At 64.6% G+C, this 20,690-nt stretch carries 18 protein-coding genes and 1 tRNA gene; 6 read left to right on the top strand and 13 right to left on the bottom strand.

The window, feature by feature from the left end; all coding sequences use genetic code 11:
- Positions 1–32 precede the first annotated feature (32 nt).
- The 10 genes from FSZ13_RS17585 to FSZ13_RS17540 form a co-directional block, all read right to left on the bottom strand.
- On the bottom strand, positions 33–2,477 hold the full coding sequence (locus FSZ13_RS17585; RefSeq protein ID WP_145481720.1) for a VirB4 family type IV secretion/conjugal transfer ATPase: 2,445 nt from the start codon (positions 2,475–2,477) through the stop codon (positions 33–35).
- 62 nt (positions 2,478–2,539) lie between these two features.
- Positions 2,540–2,848, bottom strand: coding sequence for a type IV secretion system protein VirB3 (locus FSZ13_RS17580; protein WP_145481719.1), 309 nt, complete (start codon positions 2,846–2,848; stop codon positions 2,540–2,542).
- Positions 2,841–3,239 (bottom strand): TrbC/VirB2 family protein, encoded by a 399-nt coding sequence (locus FSZ13_RS17575; protein ID WP_145481718.1) that lies wholly within the window; start codon positions 3,237–3,239, stop codon positions 2,841–2,843. Before FSZ13_RS17575 ends, FSZ13_RS17580 begins: the two co-directional genes overlap by 8 nt.
- 72 nt (positions 3,240–3,311) lie before the next feature.
- Entirely contained in the window at positions 3,312–4,223 is a 912-nt protein-coding gene (locus FSZ13_RS17570) for a lytic transglycosylase domain-containing protein (RefSeq protein ID WP_145481717.1), read from the bottom strand.
- Position 4,224: 1 nt separating this feature from the next.
- Positions 4,225–5,268, bottom strand: a complete 1,044-nt coding sequence (gene virB11 / locus FSZ13_RS17565; protein WP_145481716.1) for a P-type DNA transfer ATPase VirB11 — start codon at positions 5,266–5,268, stop codon at positions 4,225–4,227.
- Positions 5,269–5,283: 15 nt separating this feature from the next.
- A complete protein-coding gene (locus tag FSZ13_RS17560; RefSeq protein ID WP_145481715.1) occupies positions 5,284–6,522 on the bottom strand; it encodes a TrbI/VirB10 family protein in 1,239 nt (412 codons plus the stop codon).
- Positions 6,519–7,298, bottom strand: a complete 780-nt coding sequence (locus FSZ13_RS17555) for a TrbG/VirB9 family P-type conjugative transfer protein (RefSeq protein ID WP_145481714.1) — start codon at positions 7,296–7,298, stop codon at positions 6,519–6,521. Before FSZ13_RS17555 ends, FSZ13_RS17560 begins: the two co-directional genes overlap by 4 nt.
- Positions 7,295–8,356 carry a virB8 family protein gene (locus FSZ13_RS17550; protein WP_145481713.1) on the bottom strand — a complete coding sequence of 354 codons (1,062 nt, stop codon included), beginning with the start codon at positions 8,354–8,356 and terminating at the stop codon, positions 7,295–7,297. Before FSZ13_RS17550 ends, FSZ13_RS17555 begins: the two co-directional genes overlap by 4 nt.
- Before the next feature lie 70 nt (positions 8,357–8,426).
- Complete coding sequence (locus FSZ13_RS17545; RefSeq protein WP_145481761.1) at positions 8,427–8,879, bottom strand: hypothetical protein; 453 nt, start codon at positions 8,877–8,879, stop codon at positions 8,427–8,429.
- Positions 8,880–9,282: 403 nt separating this feature from the next.
- The gene (locus tag FSZ13_RS17540) at positions 9,283–10,941 is read right to left on the bottom strand and encodes a type IV secretory system conjugative DNA transfer family protein (RefSeq protein ID WP_429000032.1); all 1,659 of its coding nucleotides are present in this window, start codon (positions 10,939–10,941) and stop codon (positions 9,283–9,285) included.
- Between the two features lie 617 nt (positions 10,942–11,558).
- Between FSZ13_RS17540 and FSZ13_RS17535 the strand changes: the two genes are divergently transcribed.
- Together FSZ13_RS17535 and FSZ13_RS17530 are read left to right on the top strand one after the other, a co-directional pair.
- The gene (locus FSZ13_RS17535) at positions 11,559–12,779 is read left to right on the top strand and encodes an MFS transporter (protein ID WP_145481711.1); all 1,221 of its coding nucleotides are present in this window, start codon (positions 11,559–11,561) and stop codon (positions 12,777–12,779) included.
- A gap of 135 nt (positions 12,780–12,914) precedes the next feature.
- The gene (locus FSZ13_RS17530; RefSeq protein WP_145481710.1) at positions 12,915–15,605 is read left to right on the top strand and encodes a UvrD-helicase domain-containing protein; all 2,691 of its coding nucleotides are present in this window, start codon (positions 12,915–12,917) and stop codon (positions 15,603–15,605) included.
- A gap of 29 nt (positions 15,606–15,634) precedes the next feature.
- Here the strand turns inward: FSZ13_RS17530 and FSZ13_RS17525 are convergent, their stop codons facing one another.
- On the bottom strand, positions 15,635–16,543 hold the full coding sequence (locus FSZ13_RS17525) for an NAD(P)/FAD-dependent oxidoreductase (RefSeq protein ID WP_145481709.1): 909 nt from the start codon (positions 16,541–16,543) through the stop codon (positions 15,635–15,637).
- A gap of 220 nt (positions 16,544–16,763) precedes the next feature.
- Between FSZ13_RS17525 and FSZ13_RS17520 the strand changes: the two genes are divergently transcribed.
- The 4 genes from FSZ13_RS17520 to FSZ13_RS17505 all read left to right on the top strand — a co-directional run bounded on the left by FSZ13_RS17520 (position 16,764) and on the right by FSZ13_RS17505 (position 19,193).
- Positions 16,764–16,934 (top strand): CsbD family protein, encoded by a 171-nt coding sequence (locus tag FSZ13_RS17520; protein WP_145481708.1) that lies wholly within the window; start codon positions 16,764–16,766, stop codon positions 16,932–16,934.
- A 110-nt stretch (positions 16,935–17,044) separates the two neighbouring features.
- On the top strand, positions 17,045–18,268 hold the full coding sequence (locus FSZ13_RS17515; protein ID WP_145481707.1) for an OmpA family protein: 1,224 nt from the start codon (positions 17,045–17,047) through the stop codon (positions 18,266–18,268).
- Between the two features lie 38 nt (positions 18,269–18,306).
- On the top strand, positions 18,307–18,693 hold the full coding sequence (locus FSZ13_RS17510) for a DUF6180 family protein (protein WP_145481706.1): 387 nt from the start codon (positions 18,307–18,309) through the stop codon (positions 18,691–18,693).
- 14 nt (positions 18,694–18,707) lie between these two features.
- Positions 18,708–19,193 (top strand): lysozyme inhibitor LprI family protein, encoded by a 486-nt coding sequence (locus FSZ13_RS17505; RefSeq protein WP_222116623.1) that lies wholly within the window; start codon positions 18,708–18,710, stop codon positions 19,191–19,193.
- Positions 19,194–19,455: 262 nt separating this feature from the next.
- Here the strand turns inward: FSZ13_RS17505 and FSZ13_RS17500 are convergent.
- Together FSZ13_RS17500 and FSZ13_RS17495 are read right to left on the bottom strand one after the other, a co-directional pair.
- Positions 19,456–19,545: transfer RNA gene (locus tag FSZ13_RS17500), tRNA-Ser, on the bottom strand.
- A gap of 79 nt (positions 19,546–19,624) precedes the next feature.
- Positions 19,625–20,617 carry a LysR family transcriptional regulator gene (locus FSZ13_RS17495; protein WP_068854691.1) on the bottom strand — a complete coding sequence of 331 codons (993 nt, stop codon included), beginning with the start codon at positions 20,615–20,617 and terminating at the stop codon, positions 19,625–19,627.
- Positions 20,618–20,690: the final 73 nt, after the last annotated feature.

Here is a 20,690-nt window from a genome sequence, read left to right as displayed (position 1 = left end):
TATCGTGTGGGCCATCGGGCCGTCGCCTTGCGTCATGCCGCGTCCGGGCTGGCCGCCGTCGGCTTGCCCGATCCCTTGCGTTGCTTGTAGAACTCTTCCAGCCACTGTTCCGGGGTGAGCTCGCTGACCGGAACCCTCGCCCGTATCGCTGCGGTCTGCAGCACCTTGTGCATCACGTCGATGTTGTCGGTGGACGCCGAAATCACCGACAGGATGTTGTCCATCCCGCGCAGGTTGAGCTGGCACACGCTGGAGGCATGCCCCTGCTTGACCAGGAAGCAGCGCGAGCGCTCGTCCAGGGCGGTGACCACACGGAACTCCGCCTCGGTCAGCTTCAAGCCGTCCATGTAATCGGTCTTGCTGGCGTTGGGGTTCGGCAGCAGGATCAGCGTCGCGGTCTGCTCGATCAGCGCCGCGGAGATGTCGCTCTTCAGCGCATCCTCCGGACTCTGCGTCGCGAAGATGCCGAGGCCGTTCTGCTTTCGGATGGTCTTCTGCTTGTTCTTGGCGAATTCCTTCAGACCGCCCTCGCCGTCCAGGATCTTCCAGAACTCATCCATCACATAGATCAGCGGACGACCGTCGATCAGCGACTCCAGCCGGTGCAGCAGGTAGTTGATCACCGGCACGCGTACTTCGGGGTTGTCGATGATGTCGGTGTAGTCGAAGCCGATGATGTTGGCCTTGCTCAGGTCCACCGTATCGACCGGGTTGTCGAACACCCAGCCCAGCGAGTTGCCCTGCGTCCAGCGGCGCATCCGCGCGTACAGGCCGTCGTCGCCCATGTTGGGCAGGCTCTTCTGGAAATTGGTCATGTTGCGCAGGTGCATCGGCGTGTCCAGCATGCTCTCCACTGCGCGGTAGATGTCCTCTTCCTCGCGGGCGCTGTAGTCCTTCTTGCCGGCCAGGACCTTGATCAGGTCGGCCAGGAACTGGACGTTGGACTCGCTGTTCTCGCATTGGAAGGGGTTGAAGCCGGTCGACGCCCCGTTCTCCAGTGCCAAGTAGTTGCCGCCGCAGGCGCGGACGAAGATCTCCGCGCCACGGTCCTTGTCGAAGAAGAAGATGGTCGGCGACGGGTCGTACTTCTGTACCTGGCTGAGCAGGAAGTTGATCAGCGCGGTCTTGCCGGTACCGGACTTGCCGATGACCATCGTATTGGCGATGGCCTTCTCACCCAGCGAGTTCTCCGACGGGTGGGTGGCATGGAAGTTGAAGTAATACGGCTGGCCGTTGGTGGTCTGCAGGGTGGTGACGCACTCGCCCCAAGGATTGTTGTTCTGCTTGCCGGTGGCGAAGTTGTGCAGCGGCGACAGGCCGAGGAAGTTCAGCGAACTCAGGTTGGCCAGCCGGGTGCGGTAGCGCCAGTTGCCCGGCAGCTGCGCATAGAACGACGAGGTCACGGCGAGGTCTTCCTTGACCGACACGAAGCCGGCGTTGGACAACTCGGCGCGGGTGGTGGCGACGTTCTGGGACAGCTTGGCCTGGCTGTCGGCGTACACCGCCAGCGTGTAGTGGTATTCGCCGAGCACGAAATTTCCCGACGACAGCTGGTCCATGGCCTGGTCCAGCTCGATGATCTGGCTGACTGCCTTGTCGCCGGACGAGATCATCATGCCCTTGGTCCGGTCCAGGACCTTGAGCGCATCCTGCCGCCCCATCGGGCTGAAGGAATGGGTGACCACGTATTCGAAGTCCAGGTACTTCAGCCCGTTGAGGATGCCCGGGTAAGTGCCTTCGGCGAATTCCTTGATGTTGAGGATGGCGCCGAAGTGGTTCACGCCATTTGGGGTGGCGATCACGAAGTCGCCGGTCTTGGCCGAGAACAGGTGCTTGCTGACCGGCAGGTAGTCCTTGACCGGCGCGGGCAGTACCGGAACCGGCTCGTCGATGCGGTTGATCAGGTAGCCGAAGAACTCCAGCGTTTCGGAGAACACGATACCGTTCTTCGCTTCATACATGCCCAGCCGGTACGGTGCGTAGTCGCGGATCACCGCTTCTACGTTGTTGGCCAGCTCCAGCAGTTTTTCGACCGCCTGGTTCTGTTCCGCCTGCAGCTTGGTCACATTGGCGGACCGCTCCACGAACCGCTTCCCCGCCACCACCGGGCGATAGATCATGGTCAGGTACAGCTCGTTCTGCATGATGCGCTGCGAAGACAGCATGCCCATGTACTGGTCGGAGACGTCCTGGTTGAACTTCTGCCGGAATGAACTCCGGCCCTTGAGGGTGCGGCGGCGGCGGATGTCATGGGCCCAGAACGCCACGTTGACGAAGTCCGGCGCGCGCAGTGTCTGCAGCAGGCGGTTGAAGGTGTTGTGCTTGTGCTCGAGCTCCCAGTCTTCGCGGCCGACGAAGGGCAACCCTTCCAGGTGCCAGGTCAGCAGGTAGTCGCCGCCGGTGGTCTTCACGACGTTGGCGGCCACGTGCGACGACAGCGGGATGAACTCGGCAATGGACGTGTCTGGGCTGAACATGCTGCGCCTTCGTATGGGGTTCCGGAAGGTCCGCGCAGCTGGCTGCGCGGACCCGGTGGCACTCAATCCCTGGGTGCCGGTTTGCTGCGGTAATGGTTGGGGGTGAATACCCACATGCCATCGTTGGCCTGGACATTGCGCGCCTTCAGTTTGAACTGAAGGCGCAGGCCCATGAGCCTGAAGATCATCTCGTCGCGCTTGGCCATCTGCCGCATCACGAAAATGGCCACCGGGATGCTCGCCAGGTACCAGAAGTTCGTGTAGACGCTGAGCAGGAACAGCCCACCGACGACGAAGAAGAACGGCACGTAGGGAACGCCCAGGAACATCGCCGGGCGCGTACAGCCGCGGAAGACGACGTTCTTATGCACCGTAGTAGGTCGCGGCCTGTTCCAGCAGGAAGGCGGCCGGCTTGGCGCAGGCCGAATTGCCGGAGCTGTCGCCCAGCAGCATGCTCGCGATCTGGCCAGCCGCGCCGATCAGCAGGCCACCGATGAGGATCGGGGCAACGTCGCCAATGCGCTTGTGCGCGAAGGCGATCTGGTAACCGGCGAAGATGACCGCGATGGTCACCACGGCGATCGAGGCGATGCTGAGCAGGCCGTTGATGCTGTCGAAGAAGCCGCAGACCTTGACGTCGGTCCCGCCGAATTCCTGTGCGAATGCCTGAGGGGCGGCCAGTGCGCCAACGAAGGCGACGGCCATCAGGAGGGTCTTCAGCGTGCGCTGCGCGGTGACGAGGTCGGGGGTGGATCGCTTCATGGTGGATATCCTTGTTGATGGGCTTGCATTGTTGAATTGGCCAATCGGGGGCCTGGCCACGCCATGCCTTCGTCAGAACACGAAGGCCGCATCCCCTGCGGGAATCGGTTGTACCGGCGGCGGCGCCACCGGTGCGGAATACGTTGCGGGTTCCACCGGCAGCGCTGCCGGTGCATTGCGTTCGCTCCAGGGCCTCAGCCGGACCGGGGCTTCCGCCCCGCCGGGCGCGGCCGCTACCGGCGGCGCAGGTAGCGGCTGGGGCGGCGGCATGGCGTTGTCGACCGCACCCAGTACCACGCGCGACAGCGCCTGGTCGGCCAGGTTGACCAGGCTGCCGCGCGCCATGGCCGAGGTCGAGGGATAGACCACGTAGGCACGGGCCGGATCTTCGGGAACCCCGGGGGCCATCTGCGAGGGCGCGGTCTGGGCCACGATGCGGCCCTGCATCCCAACCGCGGTCTGCGGGTGGTGCTCCACCTTCACCGTGCGCCGCGTGCCGCGGTCGATCACGTTGATGGGCGCCACGCTGCCGTTGGCCGCCACGCGCTGGCCCTTCTGGATCGAGTCATAGATCTTCTGCACGTAGCCGTGCCGGAAGCCGGTGGTGAAGTTGCCCGAGTAGTAGCAGCTGAACGACTTGCCCCAGTCGCCGCCAGAGCGCTGGTAGCACTCGGCCAGGATGCGCGAGCCGGCGACCAGGTTGTCGCACTGGCGGAACGCCTTTTCGTACGAATCCAGGCCGTACTTGGGCAGGTTGTAACGGTTGACCTGGGCCAGCCCCACGGAGAAGTTGTAGCCCTTCTCCTCCAGCATGCGCACGGTGGCGAGCGCCTCATCCAGCTGCTTCGGCTGGCGCGCGAGCGCCCCGCCGACCACGCCGATGGCGTAGGGGTTGCGCGACGACTCCACGTTGATCACGTGCTGCATGACGTCCATGGGCACGGCCATTTCCGGGCACGCAAGCATTTCCAGTCCTGGCAACATGTCAGCCCTCCTGTCCCTGGGTACGCCCGGGGTTGAAATCGATCCCGGTGATGTAGCGCGCGCCGGCGTGCGCCTTGATGTGCACCACGATGTCGATGGTCATCATCAGCAGCCGTTTGATGACCGCGAACTCCAGCCCCGATCCTTCCGCCGACGCCTTCACCATCAGCGCCAGCTGGTCCCAGGTCTGCTCCGGGCTGCCGGCGTGGCAGCTGGTGATCGAGCCCGGGTGGCCGGAGGCGCAGTTTCGGATGAAGTAAAACGCTTCATCGCCGCGCAGCTCGGCCAGGATGATCCGCTCCGGCTTCATGCGCAGGCAGGCTTCCATGCAGGTCTTGGCGGTGACGTTGCTGGTGCTCTGCCCGCCCTTGGAGTACAGCAGGTGCACGACGTTGGGCTGGGTGATGAACAGCTCGCGCGCGTCTTCGATGGTAACCAGCCGCTCGTCGTCCGGAATATGGTTGACCAGCGCCTTCATGAAGGTGGTCTTGCCGCTGCCGGTGGCGCCGGACACCACGATGTTCTTGCGGTACTTCACCGCGCGCCGGAAGAACTCGGCGTAGTCACGCGAGCTGCGCAGTTCCAGCAGTTCGCGGTCCTGCTCGGTCAGGCTGCCGTCCTGCTCCAGGATCTGGTTGAAGAAGCCATCTTCCTGGTACTGGCCGAGCGTCTTGGTGTGCTTGGACGGCAGGCGGATGGTGATCGACACCTTGCCCGCATCGCAGGCCGGCGGAATCACGAACTGGGCGCGCTGCCCCGTCGGGAAGGTCAGCGACACCACCGGGTCGGCATCGGTGATGCGCTGGCCGGTGTTGCTTTCATTCACCACGGCGGTGCAGAACTGGCGGGCACGCTCGAAGGTGAGCCCGGGAACTTCCACCCGCTGCCACCCTGCCCGGGTCTCCAGGTACAACTCGCCCGGACGGTTGATGCAGATCTCCGTCACTTCGGGCGAGCGCATGTACTCGGCGATGCCCAGCACTTCGTACTGATAGTGCAGGAAATCGCTTGAGACCAGGGCAAGAGGGGCCACTTCGGCATCCATGATCAGGTCAGTCCGTCAACGGCGTCCAAGCACATCGGTGAAGTCGACATCCTTGGCGACATAGACGTTGATGCGCGTGCCCTGGTTGATGGTCACGGTCGGCGGGCGACGCTGGCTCAGCGCTTCGCCGGCCAGCCGCTCCATCTGGCGTGCGGTGGCACTCTCGTAGGGCGACTGCACGGCCAGGCCGCTGCCGGTAATGGTGGTGGTTTCCGGACCGTTTTCGGCGGCGGCGTACTTGAAGGCATCGGCGATCAGGCTGATCATCAGCGCGGACGCAATCCGGCTGCCCCAGTGCGCGCTGTACTGGCCGGGCATGCCGGCGCCGCCCAGGCCGTCGATGCCCGGGCTGGACATGGCCACGTCGATACCGTTGGGCGTGGTGATGCGGTCCCAGATCACCTCCACGCGCTCGCCGACCGGGCCACCGCCGTAGGAACCGTAGATCTTCGACCCCTTCGGCAACAGCAGGGTGCGGCCGTTGATGGAGTACACCGGCTCGGTCAGCAGGCACGAGGTGTAGCCCGCGAAGTCGGTGATGATGCGGGTTTCCAGGATGCAACGCAGGTAGGTGCCGCGCACCAGCAGCGCATCCGGCGAGCGGATGAAGGCCGCGCTGGACACATCGTCGACGTCCGGTCCGCGCCGCACGCGCTGCGGGCCAGCGGGCTGGGTGCCATTCTGGGCCTGGATCGCCGCCAGCATCGCCTTGGTGTAATCGTCGCTCGCGCTCTGCGCGCGTTCGACCTCGCTCACCGTGCCGTTGCCGGCGCCGATGCGGCGGTCGAGCAGCGTCGGGCCGCGATCCAGGTCACGCTCGGGCAGGTCGCTGGCAAAGCCGCGACGACTGCTGCGCGACAGTTCCTCCTCCGGCAGCGGCGGCAGCATCGGAATCGGCTCGGCGGCTTCGGCCGGCGGCAGCGGTGCGCTGGGCGCCAGCCGCGGCAGTTCCGGCGCGGCCGCACGCGTGGTTTCCGGCGCGCGCCGGACCGGCTCGTCGGTGCTGGCCTTGCGGAACAGGAGGAAGCCCATCGCGATCAGCAGGACCACGATACCGCCCAGGAAGGCCAGCGCCTTGCGGTTCAGCCGCTGTTCTTCGGCAGACCGCAGCTGCGGCGCGCCGGCGTCCAGGTCCGGGGTCGCCGTGGCGTGTGCATTGCCGAAATAGGGGTTGGACGGATCCGCGCCATGGCGTTCATCGCGCGGGTCATTCGGGTCGTTCGGGCCGTTGCCGGGAGTGGTGTGCTGGCTCATTTCTTGACGTTCCTTCGCAGGCCCACCACGTTGTCACCGTGGCGGACGACCAGATACGGGTAGGTCCCATGGACGATCAGGGTGTTGCCCTCCACCGTCGTATTGACCACGTACTCCTCGCCGTACTCTTCATCGCGGCCGAACACGGCCGGGAAGATGCCGGTCTTGTATTCGGGCGAGCTGGGCAGCTTGACGTAGGTGAAGCGGCTGTCGTCGTACACGTTGACCGGGATCAACCAGCCCATCTTCTTGGCGCGCCGGGTGGAATACGAATAGTCGAAGTTGTACTGGCGGTCCTTGGCCAGTTCGGTGCTCAGCAGCGGCTTGGCCTCCTCCTCGACCGCTTCCTGGGCGATGCCGAACTCGGTATCGCTCGGGTAGGTGAAGGCGATCTTGTACTGCACGCCGGCGCGACGCGCCTGCTCGAGCTCACGCCAGTCAGTCGCCACCACCTTCAACTCGAAGATGTAGGAGTGGGTCTCGGTGCGCACCATCATGTTGGTGTCCACGTCGACGTTCTTCGGCTTGAGATAGAACACGTTCTCACGTCGCGTGAGTTCCCAGCCGGTACTGAAACCGGTGCTGTAATCCAGGATCTTCTCGTTGGGACTCAGCTCGATCTGGGTGGTCAGGCCCAGGCCGGTACGCACCGGGTAGATGCGGTCCTGCTCGTACTGGTAATGGTCCACGGCCTGCGCCGACACGGCGGTGGAAAACATCATGGACAGCATCGACGCGACCGCCAATACGCTCCCCTTTACCTTGCGACTACTCATCGGTTGCTCGCTCCATCAGCACGTCCGGTGGAAATTCCCTGTGCCGGCGTCGGTGCCGGCGGTCCCTGCATCTGCTGCCCCTGCACCGGGTGCGGCCCCGGCACTGCCTGCTGCGCTGGGTAGGCCTGAGCGGGCGCGGGCGCCTGCCCCGGATAGCCCGGCGCCTGGCCGGGCTGAGCCTGCGGGTAGCCTGGCGGCGCAGCCACCGGCTGGCCGGTGACCGGGTCGATCGCGGGAGCGGCGGCGGCGGCCTGGCTGGCCTCCCAGGCGGCCTGCTGCGACTGTTCGGCCTGCTGCTGGAGTGCCGCGTCATCCGGACCCGGCACGCCGCGCGCGTAGTCGTTGTCCACCCGGTACTCGAAGACTTCCATGCCGAGCGGATTGAGGATGCGTTCCTGTTCGTTCAACGCCAGGTTGTTGTCATAGCGGAAGCGCAGGGTCACCAGCTGGTTGTCCAGGTAATTGGTGCTGGCCTTGACCTTGTCGTAGATGCTGCGCTGGATGCGCACCGACGCCCCGCGGAAGCCGCCATTCGGCTGCGCTTCCAGCGGCGTGATGCTCAGGATCTTGATCCGGATCGCGCGGTCCTTTCCGTACAGCGTGATCGGGCTTTGCGGATTGTTGTTGGCGTAGCGCGCACGGATGGCATCACTGACCGGCCTGCTCGACATGACGTGCACCAGCTGCCAGTCGCGCAGGCCCATCACCGCGAAGTCGTAGGACTCGCGCGCCATGACGTACTGCGCCACGTTGCTGCGGTTGATCGCATCGCTGGCGGTGATGGCCTGGCCTTCGAAGCTCCCGGTCAACCGTGCCACCGTGGCCGTACCGGTGTAGGCGTCGGCCATGACCAGGAACGGCACCTTCTCCTTCAACGGCAGCATGTAGTAATAGCCACCGGCCAGTGCCAGCGACATCACCAGCGACGAGCCGGCCACCCACCACGCGCGGCGCTCGCTGCGGCGCGCGAGATCGGCGACGGTCAACTCATAGCTGACCGCCTTGGCAATGGCCTGGTCGACCTTGGGGCTGGTGCCTGCGTCCTTCTTTCGAAACATGGAATTCTTCCGTACTGCTCGAACATCCTGGGAACGTCACCCTTGCGGGCATGCGCTGCGTGGAACGATGTCAGCTTCCGCCGGCGGCGTCGGCGCCGGCTGCTGCAGCAGTGGACGCTGCCGCATGCTGCACGACGATCTGATTGCCGACGATGGACACCAGCACGCCCTGCCCCGCGTACGCGGCGCTGACGTCGACCACCGCCTGCTGCGGATTGGTGGTGCCGATCGTGGAGACCGCGCCATACAGCGTGTAGTCGGAGCTGAGACGGTAGTCCAGCGTCATCCCCGAGTCCTTCGCCCACCGCTCGAGCATGGTCTTCAGCGTGCCGTCCATCGGCGAGGCCTGATACACGTAGCTGGTGTAGAGCGGGATTTCCATCGTGGTGCTGGCGAAGCGGTTCACCGGCTTCCAGCGCCCCCCGAAATCCGGGGCGGGCTTGGTGGCGCAACCTGCGAGCATCAGCATCGCGGCTGCGGCGACAACGCTGATGGACCCCTTGGACAGTAACGCTTGCTTCATACGGAACTTCCCTATGGCGTACGGAATAGCGGCTTGATCTGAAAAAACGGAAATACGAGGCCGCATCGCGGCCTGCAAGGGCGCGACGAGGGTGCATCGGATGTAAGGTCAAACACTTTTCGCGAGTGAAACCCGGACCCCGCCCGCCTGGTGTGCAATCGCCCCGAACGCCTGTCCGGTCCCTGCGCCGCACGACCAACCCGCGAAAAGCCATCCATGAATTTCTATTGCGTCAGTACACCTGGAACAGCACTGCTGATAACGATGTTTTCATGACGCATGGAACGTCCATCACAAATACGATGCCACACCTTCGCGTCAATTCAACGTCAAATGCGACAAATTTTTAACCTTCACCGCAAATTTTATTGACGTGCGTCACAGGCGTTCAGCTATGCAGCGCTCAAAGCGCCAGCATGGGGACGTCGGTCTTCGGCAGCAGTCGTGATGTGAAATAACGGTCCTTGTAATACTTGATCTTGTCGCACTTCACCGGGTGCGGAATTCCTTCGTAGAGGAACACCTCGTGGTCATTGCCCATGGCCTTCAGCTCCTGCGGCAACATCAGTGCGCGGCGCTCCTCGGTGAAGGTATGGGTCTTCTCACGCGCGTGGGTGACGTTCTTCCTGCGCACGGTGGTGTAGCCCAGCATCTCCGAATAGTCGTTGGCGTCCTGCTGCTCGCGCGGCGCATACAGGATCTGCAGCGCATGGTTGGTGATGATGGTGCGCGAGACGTCCCTGCCGTACGTAGCGTCGAGCTGCGCCATGCTCTGGATGATCGGCAGCAGGCGCACGTTGTAACCGGCCATGTAGGACACCGCCGAAGCGATGATGTCGACCTTCCCGATGGCGGTGAATTCGTCCATCAACAGCAGGCACTGGTACTTCAGGTCCGGATTGGACTTGGGCAGTTCCTTGGTGTTGAGGTTGATGATCTGGCTGAAGAACAGGTTGATGATCAGTCGGCTCTCGGCCAGCTTGTTGGGCTGGATGCCGATGTAGATGGTCATCTTCTTCCGGCGCAGGTCGGTGAGCAGGAAGTCGTTGTCGCTGGTGGCCTTGTCCAGCACCGGGTTGATCCAGGCGTTCAGCGGCTCCTTGAAGGTGCCCATGATCGACGCGAAGGTCTCATCGGCCTGCGACAGCAGGTTGGCGAACGCCGCACGGGCGTTGCCGCTGAGGAAGGTCTTTTCCGAGAGGGATTTCAGGTATTTCCGCAGATCGCTGCCGTCGCCGGTGGACAGCCGGAACACCCCGCCGAGGGTTGGCGCACCGTGGGTAGCGGGGAAGCCCTGGCGACGTTCATCGTCGCGGTTCTCGAACAGATACAAGGTGAATGCCATGAACGCGTTGCGCGCCTGGCTGATCCAGAATTTCTGGTCGTCCGCGCCATCCGGATACAGCATGGCCGCGATGCTCATCAGCTCCGAAACGCGGAATGCCGGGTCATCGGACACGTAACTGAGCGGATTCCAGCGGTGGCTGCGGCGGTCTTCGGCAAACGGGTTGAACAGGAACACCTCGTGCCCCTGGCTGGCGCGCCAGCCACTGGTGAGGTCGAAGTTCTCCTGCTTGATGTCCAGCACCACCACGGATTCGCCGTACTCCAGCAGGTTGGGAATGACCACGCCCACACCCTTGCCCGAACGCGTGGGTGCGGCGAGGATCACGAACTGCTGGCCACTCAGGCGCACCAGCTTGCCGCCAAAGCTGCCGACCACGATGCCGTTGTCGGACTTCTTGAACAGGCCATGTTTGGCCAGATCGGCGGCGCCGGCGAAGCGCGCGTCCCCATGCAGCGACTTCTTCTTCGGCTTGACCAGGAAGAACAGCGCGGCCAGCCACGCCAGCGCCGGCATTCCGAAGCCGAGCACGCCGGCGACCTTGATCCGGGTCAGGTACGGCGCGACCGCAGGCTGGTCCATGGCCTGGATGTATTGCTGATAGATGTTCCACTTGAACAGGCTGGTATCCAGGCCGAGCAGCACCAGCGTCAGGTATCCAGACAGGCAGTAGCCGACAAGCGCGGTCAAGAGCACTGCAACAGCAACGACGACAATCTTCTGCGTGGACAAACGTGATCCTCCATGACGCGCTTTCAAAGCGCTGCTAGCGTGTCCCGCACCTGCCCCGTCACCGGACACGCTGTTCGTTCTGTACCTCATGACATGCCGGAAACGTTCGGAGCACACTTCCGGACCACTGCCATTGACGCGCATCCTAATGCACGTTTGCAGCGCTGCCAATCAGAAAAAACCGATAATACGCCTGTAAATACGGGTGTATTCGCGTCAATGATGCGCACAGCGGGACAATGGAACAAGATCGTGTCCAACGCAGACGCCTACGCACGCAAGACGACGCTGCATTCTTCACATCGCGCTGCTTGACGATGTTTTACATGCGCGCGTGCGAGACGGATCCAATGATCGAAAGTGTGCACTTCATCACTTCGATTAAGGAATGTGCAGAGCGATTTCACGCGCATGAAACATGACAGCTTGAGGGAGTGCGGCGGCTCACACTTTTCCACGCGTGAAGGCTGCGTGAAAATGTCACGGGCACCGAACCGCGCCGCGCCCCTCGATCCACAGCATTCCAGTAGCGCCCCCGCCCCAGGCGGGCGCATGCTGCGCTGCAGCAGTACAATAGCGGGCCACGTTTCCGCACCCTGCCCATGAGCCCCACCCACCTTCCCCTGGCCGCGCGGCTGACTCCTCGCCAGCGCACGCTGATCATCCTTGCCCTGTCGCTGGGCGGCTTTGCCATTGGCACCAGTGAATTCGCCAGCATGGGCCTGATGCTCGAGATCAGCCGTGGGCTCTCGATCAGCGAAACCCAGGTCGGCCACCTGATCAGCGCCTATGCGGTTGGCGTGGTCGTCGGCGCACCCGTGCTGGCCTTTGCCGGCGCCGGTTACGCGCGCCGCACCCTGCTGCTGGCGCTGATGGGCTTTTATGCCGTTGGCAACCTGGCCAGCGCGCTGGCGCCGGACTACGCGACCATGCTGGTCGCCCGTTTCGTGGCGGGGCTGCCGCATGGCGCCTACTTCGGCGTGGCCATGCTGGTGGCGGCCGCCATCAGCCCGCCGGCCCAGCGCGGCGCGGCGGTATCCAAGGTGCTGCTGGGCCTGTCGATCGCCATCCTGGTCGGCAATCCGCTCACCACCTGGCTTGGCCAGCAGCTGAGCTGGCGCACGGCCTTCGCCCTGGTCAGCGTGCTGGCCATCGCCACCGTGGCGATGATCGCGCGCTTCCTGCTGCCGGATCCGGACGAGGTGCGCACCTCACCGATGCGCGAGCTGCGCGCGTTCAACAAGCCGCAGGTCTGGCTGGCGCTGGCGATCGGCTCGGTCGGTTTTGCCGGCATGTTCTGTGTGTTCACCTATCTGGCACCGACGCTGGTGCAGGTGACCGGGCTGGCCGAATCGTGGATGCCGGTCGCGGTGGGCATCTTCGGCATCGGCGCGATCATCGGCAACGTCGCGGGCGGCTGGCTGGTGGATCGATTCCAGTTCCGCGCTGCTGCCGTCGTGCTGGTGTGGTCGATCCTGGTGCTGCTGGCCTACCCGCTGGCGGCTAATTCGGTGTGGACCATCTTCCCGATGATCATCGCCGTGGGCACGATGGGCGCACTGGCCGCAGTACTGCAGACCCGCCTGATGGACGTGGCCGGGGAAGCGCAGACGCTGGCGGCGGCTTCCAACCACGCTGCCTTCAACACCGCCAACGCCCTCGGCCCGTGGTTCGGCGGCATGGCCATCGGCGCCGGCTTTAGCCCGGCGGTGACCGGCTACGTCGGCGCGGCCACGGCCGTCGGCGGCCTGCTGCTGTGGGGCGTGGCGGTGCTGGTGGAGCGGCAGTCGCGCAGCGCCGCCGCGGTAGCCTGCGAACGCTGAGCGGACGCGCGCCTGCTGCAATGAACGAACCCCGCTGCGGCGGGGTTTTTTTTCGCGGTTTTTCCTATCATGGCGCTCCCCGCTTCGCCGCTCCGGCTCCGCGCCGACGACCGCCCGCTTTCCCTGGATGTACTGATGACGCAGCACTGGTCCCCTTCGCCCTGGGGGCGCCGCCTCGCACGCTCGCCGGACTGGCAGCTGCGCCGGGTCGGCGACCGCTTCGAGCTGACAGCGGACGCGCAGGTCTACTCGCTGGATGTCGCCGCGACCTCGGCCTGGCGCGTCCAACGCGGACCGGTATGGGCCACGCTGTGCATCGCCACCGAGGACGGCGACCTGCAACTGGGCGGCCTGCCAACGGCGCAGGCCAAGGAGCTGCAGCAGTTGTGGCAAGCCGGCGTCGATACGCGGCAGCAGGACCAGCGGCTGGGCGATGCGAATGCCGCGCTCGCCGATATCCGCCAGTGGCTGGATGAGGTCGATGGGGTGCTTGAAGGCGCCGATGCGGACCGACGCTGGCTCACCCTCGAGCAGCAGCATGCGCTGCTGGCGTGCCGGCCGCTACCGGCCCTGGGCGAGGATGGGTTGTGGGCGATCTTCGACGACCCTGCGCTGCGCCCGTACCTGCAGGGCACGCCGGCCGCGATCGAGGACGATCTGCTGCGCTGGTCAGAGGACTGGACCGCACACTGGGCCTCACGCAACGAGGCCCAGCTGGCCAAAGCGCACAGCGCGGCCGCCGGCCTGCTGGCGCAGGTGGAACGCCAGCCGCTGAGCGCGGAACAGGCGCGGGCGGTGCTGTGCTTCGACAGCCGGATGCTGGTGGTGGCCGCCGCCGGTTCCGGCAAGACCTCGACCATGGTGGCCAAGGCCGCTTACGCGGTGCAATGCGGGCTGATGGCGCCGGACCAGATCGTGATGCTGGCATTCAACAAGGAAGCCGCCAGCGAACTGCAGCAACGTACCGATGCCGCCTTCCAGCGCCTGGGGCTGGCGGTTGGCGAGGTCACCGCCTGCACCTTCCATGCGCTGGGCCGACAGATCATCGGCAGCGTCACCGGGCGCATGCCGGAGGTGCCCGCCTGGGCGGTGGATGGCACCAAGGGCTTCGATTACCTGGCCGACATCATCGACCGCCTCAAGGACCGCTCGCTGCACTTCCGCACCCAATGGGACATGTTCCGGCTGGTGTTCGCGCGCGACCTGCCGCCGCAGGGGCACCTCGCCGCTGCCGATGGCTGGGACAGCGACGGCAGCCGCTACATGCGCACCCTGCGCGGTGAGCGGGTGGACAGCATCGAAACGTGCGTGATCGCCGACTGGCTGTTCTACAACGGGGTGGACTACACCTACGACGCGCTGCCGAAGCTGGATACGATCACGGACAGCTGGCAACCGGGTTCGGCGGCGTTCTTCTACCCCGGTACGTCGCTGTATCACGTGCACGGCGATGGGGAAGGCCGCGACGCGGCAGGCCTGCGTACCACCAGCGCGCAGCTGCGCAGCGGTGCGCTGTTCGACACGTTGGCCAAGGCGCTGGGTGAACAGGGACGGTTGCTGGACCCGAATCCGGACCGCGAGTTGCCCGCCGAAGGCGCCCGACCGATGTCGGACAGCGACCTGATCGGCCTGCTGCGCACCTTCATCAGCCACGCCAAAAGCAATGGCCTGGACGGACCCGGGCTGGCCGAGCGCCTGCGCCGCCTGCCCGAAGACCGCTTCAAACACCGCTACCGGCTGTTCCTGGAACTGGCCACGCCGATCCTGCACGCCTGGGATGATGCGCTGGCTGCAGCGGGCGGCATCGATTTCGAGGACATGCTCAACCAGGCTGCTGCTTACCTCGAACAGGGCCGCTACCAGGCGCCGTACCTGATGGTCATGGCCGACGAGTTCCAGGACGCCTCGCGCGCCCGCGCGCGGCTGTGCCGGGCCCTGGTGCAGGCGCCCGGACGCCACCTGTTCGCGGTGGGCGACGACTGGCAGTCGATCAACCGGTTCGCCGGCGCGGACGTGAGCGTCATGACCGGGTTCGCCGACACCTTCGGGCCGTCGCAGGTGCTGCACCTGTCGCAGACCTTCCGCTGCCCGCAGGCGCTGTGCGATGCCTCCAGCCACTTCATCGCGAAGAATCCGGCACAGATCGCCAAGCAGGTGCGCTCGACCGCGCCCGCGCAGGGTCCGGCGCTGCAGGCGTTCCAGGTAGCCTCGCGCGAGCGGCTGCAGGACGCGATCTACCAGTACCTGCAACGGCTGCAAGAGCAACTGCGAAGCGGGGCCATCGCACCCGGACGCAATGGGCGGCTCTCGGTGTTCATCCTGGGCCGCTACAACGCCGAGCGCAGCTACCTGCCCTTGCATTGGGCGCAACGGTTCGGCGCGCAGCTGGAGCTGGGTTTCCTTACCGCGCACCGCGCCAAGGGGGCCGAGGCCGATATCGTGATCCTGCCGGCGATGCTGGCGCGCAGCTTCCCCAGCGCCCGCGCCGACGACCCGGTGCTGGGACTGGCCATGCCGCACGCCGACAGCTTCCCGCTGGGCGAAGAGCGCCGCCTGTTCTACGTGGCGCTGACCCGCGCGCGACGCTCGGTGGCGGTGTTCACCGTACAGGGCAAGCGCTCGCCGTTCCTCGACGAGCTGGTGCACGACGGCGCCGTGGAGATCACCACGAGCAGCGGCGAGCCGATCCATGAGCAGGCCTGCCCGGTCTGCGACGGCGGGGTGATCGTGCAGCGTACCGGGCCCTACGGGGAGTTCGCGTCTTGTTCTAGCTACCCGCGCTGCCAGTACAAGCCGCGGCAGACGGCGGCGGCGTTACCCCGGTAGAGCCACGCCCTGCGTGGCTGACGCATCAATCAATCCAGCAGGCCCAACAACGATCGGTGCACCGCAACTCCGACCAGTGCACCCTCGCCCACCGCCAGCGCGATGCTGCCGGCCATGCGCCCGGCGTCGCCGCAGGTGAACACCCCGGGCACCGTGGTCTGCTTGGCGGAATCGGCGGTGATGCAGCCTGCGTCCATCAGCTCGCAGCCGAGCTGCTGGGCCAGATCACAGGACAAGGTGGAGGTCGGCAGCAGGAACAGCGCATCGAGCACCACGCGTCGGTCGTCGGCCAGCACTACTGTGGCCGTGTCTTCGACACGCTGGACGCGAGTCGATTCGATCACCACACCGCATGCATCCAGTCGCTCGCGCTTTTCCGGCTCGATGCTGGCCGGATCCGGGCAGAACAGGGTGATCTTTCCCCAGTCGCACAGCAGCAACGCCTGCCCTACGCCACCATCCTTGGCACAGCCGAGCACGCCGATGTTGCCTTCGTACAACTCATAGCCGTGGCAGTACGGGCAGTGATACACGCTGCGCCCCCATCGTTCGGTCAGGCCGTCGATGGGAGGCAATGCATCCGTCACGCCATAGGCCAGCACCAGCCGATCGGCAGCGATCGTGCGGCCGTCGTCGCAGTCCACCTCGAAGGAGACACCCTCCTCCACCACGCGAGCCCGGGACGCCCGGCCCTCCATCCAGGTCACGGTCGGATAGCTGAGCAGTTCGGTGCGCGCCTGTGCGGCGATTTCCGCAGGATGCATGCCTTCCCGGCCAATGAAGCCGTGAGCTTCAAGGGAATTCCGGTTTCGCGGCAGGCCGCTGTCGATCACCAGCACGCTGCGCCGGGCCCGTACCAGCTGCAGCGCAGCGGACATGCCGGCATAGCTGCCGCCCACGATGATGACGTCGAAATGGTCGGGCGCTGGACGGCTCATGCGCGGTCGAAACCTTGGCAGGGGGATTGCGCCAGCATACGGTCGTGTCGTGAAGCAGTACTCACGTGGTCGAGGCCCGGTTCAAGCGGCCCTGTTGCACCGTGTACATGAACGGACGCAAAGCATGCGTTCCGCGTGAGGCAGTAGTTCACCACTTCGCCACTGCCGCCCACGCAGGATGGTTTCACCCACAACGGGTTCAACCACGAGGTATTTGGACATGGACAAGAATCGTACTGAAGGCGCGAAGAACCAGGTCAAGGGCACCGTGAAGGAAGTTGCTGGCAAAGTGACCGGCGACAAGTCGCAGGAGCTGGAAGGCAAGGTGCAGAAGGAAGTAGGCAAGGTTCAGAGCGATGTTGGCAAGGCCAAGGACAACGCGCGCCATTGATTCCGCGCCAGCTGCTCCCGGGCAATGGCTCGGGAGCGGTGGCTTCACGTCGGCGAAATGCTTCATGGATATGATTCGCAGCCAGTCACCGACGCGGGCCTGCCTGATCCATGATTGCACCGAAGCGTGTGTTGCCCTTTCCGGTCGCCCCTCTCCTTCTGGTGCTGCTGGCAGGGTGCTCCCGGGAACCTGATACAAGCGCCTCGAAGATCGTCGAAGGCGGAGCAACCACGGCATTGGGTGAGTCCCGGGCGGCTGGCACCCCGACTGATGAGACCAGCAGCGACGTTCCTGCGTTTCCCATCGTGCCCAACATCGTCGTGCCCGAGATCATCGGTGTCACGCCAGCGCAGCGCGCTCTTGAATCTTCAATGCAATCGATCCTCGACCCGGTGCGTGGCGTGACAGTGTCGCCTGCGCGCTGCAGCAGTGAGGGCGCGCTGATCAGCGACGGCGGCATCACCCGTGTCGATGAGCACGGCCAGCTGATGCGCAACGGCGAGGAAGGGTTGTTCGTCATCAACGCCGATGGCAGCGGCACCGCGAACTTCGAGGGTGGGCTGGTCCGCGTCAATGCGGATGGCAGTGGCACCATCAATGGCAGTGCCGGCGGCAGCGGCGATGGCGAAGAGGCGATCATCCGCGTGGAGGCCGATGGCTCCGGTACCTATAACGGCCCGGCCGGTCTGATCCGTCTGGACGGAAAAGGCGCCGGCACATGGAACGGCGACAGCGGCCTGATCACCAACAATGGCGACGGCAGCGGCACCTGGAACGGTCCCGACGGGCTGCTGCGGATCAACGCGGATGGGTCGGGCACCTGGAACGGCGATGCTGGCCTGATCACCAATCATGGCGACGGCACCGGCACCATCGGGCCTCCGGCGCGCCCGGTCACAATGCCACCGATGCCTCGCCTGCAGCCTGCCGGCAGGTTCCCGCCACTGAAGAAGTTCGCGCCGCCCGGCGCGCCCTGCGGTTACCTGATCACGCTCAACGACCGCGTGTTGTTCGACTTCGACAAGTCGGACATCCGCCCTGACGCTGCGCGGCTGCTGGATACCCTTTCTGATGCGCTGAAACAGGTCGAGGCCAAGGGAATGGAGATTCGAGGCCATACTGATTCGAAGGGTGACGACGCCTACAACCAGGCATTGTCCGAGCGCAGGGCTGCGGCCGTGGTGAATGCGCTTCGTCAACGCGGCGCGGCACAGGATGCTGCGGCAAAGGGCTATGGCGAAAGCGAGCCGGTCGCACCGAACATGCTTGAGGAAAAAGACAATCCCGCCGGGCGACAGATGAATCGGCGGGTTGAGATATTCGTACGGGCGTGAGCTGACGCCCGGTTTGGATGATCGCCAAGGAGTGACCCATGAGAGCAGGATTCATCACCGCCATCGCCATCGTCGCTTCCGTGGCAGGTGCGGCGACCGCTTCAGGCCAGGACTTCAGCCTGGGCTATGACGTCGACCGCTTCCCCGCCAAGACACTGAGCCTGCCTGCGTGCCGCGCGGCCGTGTCGCGTGGCGCCGCTGCGGTGGGATACACCACGCGGGTGGACCAGGACCAGAAGACGCTGGTCCTGCATGTGTCGGCGCCGCCAGGGGATGGGCGCTCGCTGGTTTCGTATTGCATCAGCGCCGGCGATCAGACGGTGTTCGTGATCCAGGCGTTTGATTACACGCGTCCGAACAGCCCGGAAGTGGACAAGATCAAGGCGCGGGTTGCGGCGGAGGTTAGAAAGGCTGCCGGAAGGTAGCACCTTGAACAAGAATGATTTTTCCTGACATCGCACGGACGGCAGTCTTCACCATGAGAAAGAACACCAGAATTTTCACCATCAGCCTCGCACTTGTCATGTATGGATCAGCCGCGCAGGCGTATGAAAGCACCGCTCAGGTCATCAAGCGTCAAGCGCCCCCAGGCATCAGCAATGCCTTCTATGGCTGCGTCGAAAAAGCGGAATCAGACGACATCGCTCTTGCTGCATGTCAATCTGCGGAAAAGGAACGACAAGACGCGCGATTGAGCGCTGCTTACCAATCGCTGCTCAGCAAGCAGCATGGTACGGCCAAGGAAGATCTGAACAGCGCCAACCGCGCCTGGCTCGATTTCCACAGCACCAGCAACGCCTTTGAGGCGTCACTCTATGGAAGTGAAGGAGTGAGCAGCTTTCAAGTCATGCAGAGACAACTTTTCCGCCTCTGCGAACGCGCCAATGTTCTGGAAGAATATTTATCGATCGCGAACGATCAATAGACGCAAGGTGTCCAACGGCATTCAAAGTGACAACACTGCAGGTACATGCGGTCAACCCACATCGTTGGTCCCAACGGTTCACTTGATCAGCCGGCAATGGAGCACGGCTTGAAAAGCTACAGGGACACGCTGGACCGGGGTCTCTCGAGCGGTGGCGGACGGGCTCACGTGATGTGGGATACGCATGCCGGGTTTCTCTGCATGCTTCCCCCCATTTGCTCAATTCACGATTACAATTTCAAATCAATGATTTAGCGGTCGGTGGCGGAGAGAGTGGGATTCGAACCCACGGAAGGAATGACCCTTCGCCGGTTTTCAAGACCGGTGCCTTAAACCGCTCGGCCATCTCTCCGGATGTCCCGCGCCGGCCGGGGCCGGGCGCGTATTCTCGCATGGTCGGCCGGGTTTACCCAAGGGCGACCCCGACAGCCTCAGCCGGCGTCCACCGCCAGCGCACCCAGGGCGCTGGCCCGGATCTTTTCCTTGGCCCGCTCGCACGCTCCACCGCAGTCCAGGCGCGACGCTTCCAGCTGCGGCGGCAGGTGCTCGGCCAGGAAGTCGATGAACACCCGCACTGCCGGCAGCAGGCCGCGGCGGGAGGCGAATACGGCGTGGCAGATGCCCTGCGGCAGCGACCATTCCGGCAGCACCACTTCCAGTTCTCCGCTGCGTACGGCATCGGCGCAGACGGTCTCGGGCAGCATGGTGATTCCGAAGCCATCCTTGACCATGCTCTGCAGCAGCGGGAAGTCAAAACCGGCCACGCGCGGCTGCAGGTCGACACGGCGCACCGCACCTTCCGGCCCGTGCAGCTCCCAGCGCTGCCGAGCTTCGTCTTCGCTGATGCTGAGGGTGACGTGGTTGGCCAGTTCGTCGGGGTCCTTCGGGCGCCCGGCACGATCCAGGTATTTCGGGCTCGCCACCAGCAGTTCCTGCACCTGGCCGAAGCTGCGCATCACCAGGCTGCCGTCGTCGTCGAGTCGCGAGCGCACGCGCAGGGCCACGTCATAGCCTTCATTGATGATGTCGACCCGGCGGTTGCTGATGTTCAGCTGCAGACGCACTTTCGGGTACTGGGCCAGGAATTTCGGCAGCAGCTTGGGCAGCTGCATCTGCGCCAGCGAAACCGGCACGCTGGCGCGGACCAGGCCGCGCGGCTCGGCGCTGAGCCGGTCCACCACTTCGCGCGCGGCCTGCGCCTCGGCAAGCATGGTCTGCGCGTGGCGGTGCACGCTGGTGCCGACGTCGGTCACCGCGAAACGGCGCGTCGAGCGCTGCAGCAGGCGCACGCCCAGGTCGGTTTCCAGCTGGCTGATACGGCGGCTGAGGCGGGATTTTGGGATGCCCAGGGCGCGTTCGGCCGCAGCGAAGCCGCCGTGATCCACCACCATGGCAAAGTAGTAAAGGTCGTTGAGGTCGTGCATACCGAAGTTCCATATATAGAACAATACGTGGTATTCAACCACCTTTATCCCAGCGACGCAACAACCTAACCTG

It is taken from the genome of Stenotrophomonas rhizophila, from assembly GCF_007667275.1.
Taxonomy (GTDB): Bacteria; Pseudomonadota; Gammaproteobacteria; order Xanthomonadales; family Xanthomonadaceae; genus Stenotrophomonas; species Stenotrophomonas maltophilia_AE.
This window is presented reverse-complemented; position numbering and strand designations above follow the sequence as displayed.

Coding starts and splice junctions, on each gene's coding strand:
- FSZ13_RS17525 (WP_145481709.1), bottom strand. CDS start 16,543: ATGAGCCGTCCAGCGCCCGACCATTTCGACGTCATCATCGTGGGCGGC.
- FSZ13_RS17585 (WP_145481720.1), bottom strand. CDS start 2,477: ATGTTCAGCCCAGACACGTCCATTGCCGAGTTCATCCCGCTGTCGTCG.
- FSZ13_RS17560 (WP_145481715.1), bottom strand. CDS start 6,522: ATGAGCCAGCACACCACTCCCGGCAACGGCCCGAACGACCCGAATGAC.
- FSZ13_RS17510 (WP_145481706.1), top strand. CDS start 18,307: ATGAGAGCAGGATTCATCACCGCCATCGCCATCGTCGCTTCCGTGGCA.
- FSZ13_RS17550 (WP_145481713.1), bottom strand. CDS start 8,356: ATGTTTCGAAAGAAGGACGCAGGCACCAGCCCCAAGGTCGACCAGGCC.
- FSZ13_RS17505 (WP_222116623.1), top strand. CDS start 18,708: ATGATTTTTCCTGACATCGCACGGACGGCAGTCTTCACCATGAGAAAG.
- FSZ13_RS17520 (WP_145481708.1), top strand. CDS start 16,764: ATGGACAAGAATCGTACTGAAGGCGCGAAGAACCAGGTCAAGGGCACC.
- FSZ13_RS17575 (WP_145481718.1), bottom strand. CDS start 3,239: ATGAAGCGATCCACCCCCGACCTCGTCACCGCGCAGCGCACGCTGAAG.
- FSZ13_RS17535 (WP_145481711.1), top strand. CDS start 11,559: ATGAGCCCCACCCACCTTCCCCTGGCCGCGCGGCTGACTCCTCGCCAG.
- virB11 (WP_145481716.1), bottom strand. CDS start 5,268: ATGGATGCCGAAGTGGCCCCTCTTGCCCTGGTCTCAAGCGATTTCCTG.
- FSZ13_RS17495 (WP_068854691.1), bottom strand. CDS start 20,617: ATGCACGACCTCAACGACCTTTACTACTTTGCCATGGTGGTGGATCAC.
- FSZ13_RS17555 (WP_145481714.1), bottom strand. CDS start 7,298: ATGAGTAGTCGCAAGGTAAAGGGGAGCGTATTGGCGGTCGCGTCGATG.
- FSZ13_RS17530 (WP_145481710.1), top strand. CDS start 12,915: ATGACGCAGCACTGGTCCCCTTCGCCCTGGGGGCGCCGCCTCGCACGC.
- FSZ13_RS17545 (WP_145481761.1), bottom strand. CDS start 8,879: ATGAAGCAAGCGTTACTGTCCAAGGGGTCCATCAGCGTTGTCGCCGCA.
- FSZ13_RS17570 (WP_145481717.1), bottom strand. CDS start 4,223: ATGTTGCCAGGACTGGAAATGCTTGCGTGCCCGGAAATGGCCGTGCCC.
- FSZ13_RS17515 (WP_145481707.1), top strand. CDS start 17,045: ATGATTGCACCGAAGCGTGTGTTGCCCTTTCCGGTCGCCCCTCTCCTT.